The organism is Shewanella sp. A22, assembly GCF_053850585.1.
In genome coordinates this window covers 1-4,468 of the sequence record NZ_JBSQBN010000196.1, presented here as the reverse complement: position 1 = coordinate 4,468, position 4,468 = coordinate 1, and the positions used below count along the sequence as shown (strand labels likewise).

At 39.0% G+C, this 4,468-nt stretch carries 4 protein-coding genes; 2 read left to right on the top strand and 2 right to left on the bottom strand.

Annotated features, from left to right (window positions below; translation table 11 throughout):
- Window positions 1-387 precede the first annotated feature (387 nt).
- Entirely contained in the window at window positions 388-1,539 is a 1,152-nt protein-coding gene (locus ACWXWT_RS19925; RefSeq protein WP_456043311.1) for a DcaP family trimeric outer membrane transporter, read from the top strand.
- A 75-nt stretch (window positions 1,540-1,614) separates the two neighbouring features.
- On the opposite strand, the gene ACWXWT_RS19920 is transcribed toward ACWXWT_RS19925, so the two are convergent.
- On the bottom strand, window positions 1,615-1,875 hold the full coding sequence (locus tag ACWXWT_RS19920) for a GrxA family glutaredoxin (protein WP_456043310.1): 261 nt from the start codon (window positions 1,873-1,875) through the stop codon (window positions 1,615-1,617).
- 80 nt (window positions 1,876-1,955) lie between these two features.
- On the bottom strand, window positions 1,956-3,683 hold the full coding sequence (locus ACWXWT_RS19915) for a DEAD/DEAH box helicase family protein (protein WP_456043309.1): 1,728 nt from the start codon (window positions 3,681-3,683) through the stop codon (window positions 1,956-1,958).
- 240 nt (window positions 3,684-3,923) lie between these two features.
- Between ACWXWT_RS19915 and ACWXWT_RS19910 the strand changes: the two genes are divergently transcribed.
- Window positions 3,924-4,346, top strand: a complete 423-nt coding sequence (locus ACWXWT_RS19910; RefSeq protein ID WP_456043308.1) for a hypothetical protein — start codon at window positions 3,924-3,926, stop codon at window positions 4,344-4,346.
- Window positions 4,347-4,468 lie beyond the last annotated feature (122 nt).

Here is a 4,468-nt window from a genome sequence, read left to right as displayed (position 1 = left end):
ATGCTGGAGGTAGAGTAACGCAGGAGCTTGTTACCGAGGATCACTATTCGCTTCAATCATCTGCCTTGCCTACAGCACTTTGAACTCCCGCTGAAAGATCACATATTTAATAGGATTGGTATAATAAATGGAAAGCCTGAGTGATTCTCTCGAGGCTAGTTTCTATACTGCTTAATATTATTTTGACGAAGAACAACTGTTGCTACAATTCCGTTACCTTCCTAGAAAACGCAAAACTCCAAATGAACTGATAGGTAATTAGAGTTGGCATTAAGTAAGTTTAGTGTTTGCTTATCTACTTTTGTCTCATAGACCTATTGCTAATGTTACTTGATTGTTAATTAGCTCATATTGCTCAAGATTAGAACAATATATAGGGAGATAATAATGAAAAAGCAAAAAATACATCTTTATGTCGCAGGTGCTTTATTGGCTATGAGTGGGGGAGCTCAGGCTGCAACTGATATGACATTCGGTGGTTATATAAAAGCGGATGTAATGTTTAGTGATTATGGTAATGGTGCGCCTGACTCAGGCTCGCTTTCTCGCCAGTTTTATGTACCAGGCACGATTTATGGTACTGAGGGCAATGGGAAGCAAGTTGTCGACTTTCAGGCCCGAGAAACTCGTTTTAATTTTAAAACTGTTACCGATGTTGATGGACATAAGCTAACAGGTTTTATTGAATTAGATTTTATGACTCACGCAGATGGTAATGAACGTGTTTCAAATAGTTACTCTCCAAGAATTCGTCATGCATTTGTGAGTTATGACGAATGGACTGTTGGTCAGACATGGACTACATTTCAAAATCCTGGGGCGTTACCTGAAAACCTCGATTTTGTCGGTGCCGCAGAAGGTACTCCTTTTGCTAGACAATCGCAAATTCGATATAGCAGTGGAAATTGGCAGTTTTCTATTGAGAATCCTGAAACAACAGTGACGCCTTATGGCGGCGGTTCGCGCATTACAAGCGGTAGTGGCGTTATTCCAGATGTTGTAGGTCGCTATAATGTTAAGTCGTCAAATGGTTCTGCATTCTCTGTTGCGGCGATAGTAAGACAGCTTAATGTTGAACAAGTGATCGGTGGAACGGCTTATGATTCATCTGAATTAGGTTATGGTGCCAGTTTTGCTGGTGTTATACCGGTTGGTAAAGACGACTTTAAGTTTACTGCCACCTATGGAGAGGGGCTTGGACGTTATATGGCGTTAAACTATGCCAATGCGGGGGTAATGAATGCCAACGGTGATATACAAGCCATTAAATCATTTGGTGGCTTTGTGGCTTACCGTCATTGGTGGACAGAACAATGGCGTTCAAGCTTTACGTTCTCAGGTTTTTCTGCTGATAATGATGTTGCGCTAACGGGCAGCTCTGTGAATAAAGAGGCTTATTCTGCCTACGTAAATTTACTGTATTCGCCATCAAAACCACTAACATTTGGTGTGGAGTTTATGCATGCATTGAACGAACGTGAAGATGGTATGGATGCTGATTTAAATCGTGTGATGTTTTCTGCCAAATATGTGTTGTAGCTTGATGTTATAAAATAAAAGGCAACCTAATGGTTGCCTTTTTGATGTCTGTTTAACGTAGCTATTGAAACAATATTAGTTTAATAGGTTGTTTTGGCGAATGTATGCTTCAAATTCAGTACAACCACCAATAGGTTGTTCGTCTATAAATATTTGTGGCACGGTTTCAACTGTTTTACCCACACTCTTAGAAAGATCAGCTTTTGATATTCCTTCAGCATGAATATCGACATACTTAAATTTAAAATCTTCACTTTGCGCGGCTAATTTTTCAGATAACTCAACAGCACGAACACAATATGGGCAGGCTGGACGCCCAAAAATTACGACAAACATGGTGACTCCTGTTTAATGATATGGGCATTTTATACCATATGAGCTTTTTAATTCATAATTCAGGGTGATTAATTTTTGTTTTAACTCATATCAATTTTATATTTGCCTTGGTAATCAAAAAATGACTCGACCAAATCCCAACGGTGTTTATTTTTTTTTAACAGCAGTAGATCAGGTTTTCTAAAGCGATCTTTGTCGGCTAAAACGTCAGCGATGTTGTTGTATTGTGGGTGCTGAAAACCAGGTGTGCGAGTGTGTGATAAGACAAATACGGCATAGAAAGCGCGTCGTTGTGACGCTGTTGTAAATTGAAAAGTTTGATTAAAATCATTTCCCTCAATATCGACATATTGAATTTGTAATTTTTCATCTTTGTCATGTAGTAACATTTCTTGGCATTTGAATAAATAGTGATGTTGTGCGTTAAGTACTTGTTTGAGTCTTTTGTCTGGGTCGATTAAGGTTGAGTGACATGTTTGACAAATACGTGCAGCAATATCATTTTCGGCGCCACAATCTGGACATGACTTGGAGCGAAATCTAAAGTCACATTGGTCTGTGTCATTAATAAGCCCTTGGCAACGTCGGCCAAAATGTTCAACAATGTCACCATCGTTATCTACTAACCCCCAAAAGGTGTTGGCAAATTGACATACAGGGCAATGGACTTGCACTGGAACCGATTTGCTGTTTGGTTTGGCTTGTCCAACTTCTGGGTAAAATAGATCATAGCCGTTAGCCGCATAATCTATGACTAAACAATCAATTTTATTGTCTGCCAGTCGTAGCCCGCGACCTATCATCTGTTGGAATAAACTCACTGATGCAGTAGGGCGTAATATTGCGATAAGGTCAACATGTGGCGCATCAAACCCAGTGGTTAGTACGGCAACGTTAATAATAAACTTGAGCTGTTTAGTTTTAAAGTTTGCGATAATCTCATCACGTTCAGTATGTGACGTTTGTGCTGTGATTAGTGCCGCATTGTCGTCCATTAACGTCATTATTTCATTAGCATGGCGTACTGTTGCAGCAAAAATAAGTACGCCTTGACGATGTTGTGCCAATTGTTTTATTTGTTTGATAATCGCGGTCGTTGCTCGGCCTTGGTGATGGAGTAAATTATCAACTTCAGCCTGAGGATATTCATTGGTTTCGGTAGGCGCTAAGCTAGTAAAATCATATTGGGCACTGAATCCATCAAAAATGGTCGGCTGAGTTAAATAACCTTTCTTAATTAACGGTCGCATCGGTAACTCGAAAATACACTTTTCGAACACGGGTTTATCAGTATTACCGACTTTACCATGATAGTGATGGCGATATATCCAACCTGAACCAAGCCTATAAGGCGTTGCTGTGAGCCCAAGTAATTTAATGTTAGGGTTTTGATTGTGTAAATGAGTAAGAAGTTGTTGATATTGACTGGTCGATTCGTGACTAACACGATGACACTCATCAATGATAACCAACGAAAATGGCTGATCAAATTGAGTCAGAGACCTCGACGCTGATTGAACACTCGCTATGACGGTTTTACCGTTAGCTTTCTTTTGTTTAAGCCCTGCAGAATAGATATTGGCTTCTTGTGTGAGTAAACTGATTTTTTCAGCATTTTGTGCGACGAGTTCTTTTACATGGGTTAACACTAATACATTGCCATTGGCAATTCTCGCCAGTTCAGCAATAACAATGCTTTTGCCTGCACCGGTTGGTAAAACCAATACGGCTGATAGCTGGCTTTGTTTAAAATGCTTTACTGCCGCATCTACGGCTTGTTGTTGGTAGTCTCGTAATTTAATGATCATTCGTTACTGTTTAGGTATATCAATGGTTGTTAAGGTGGGCACCCTTATATGGTGATAGGGTAACATAGACAGTCAAAGGTTAAATGAATTTAGCTTAAGAGCTAAGTCTTATTTTGAACAGATTAATTAGCCATATTTTGCGAGCTAACCGCTGTTTTTTTTGCTTGGTTAGTGTAGATTTGTCGCTAATATAAGGCAGTTATTAAATATAATAAAAACGTAAGCTTAGGAGTATAACACATGAAATATTTATCATTACTCGCATTGCTAGTGATCAGTCATTTTGCTATGGCTGAGCAAGGGTTGGTGGTAGAGATATCGATTGAAGAGCATGTTACCCAATCGCAAGATGTGACGATTTCTACATCAAAAATAATAATGGGTTTAAATGAGTCTATTTCATTAGATGTTGAAGGTGATTATGGTGTAACGATTGTGTCAAAACAGTTACACGCTAAAAAGGTCAATTTACTCGTGAGTCTAAGTGACCTATCAAATGATGCTCCGCAATTGCTAGGGGATAAATCTCTTAAGCTCAATGTGGGTAACTCTAGCAGTTATAAATTAATCCATAAGGATCACTCCTATAAAGTGACCATCGATACTGGTTATGGTCAATTGCCTATCGATGAAATGGAACATGATGTCGAAGTAGAGAAATAATACCAATCCCATTAAATATCTGGTCAGTTCAGAGTCTCTCAGGTTTTTCAATTCAAGGCACATTGATGTAGAAATGGTTGTTCCCTTTTAAATCGATGTAACACAGAAGTGGAATACCTGAG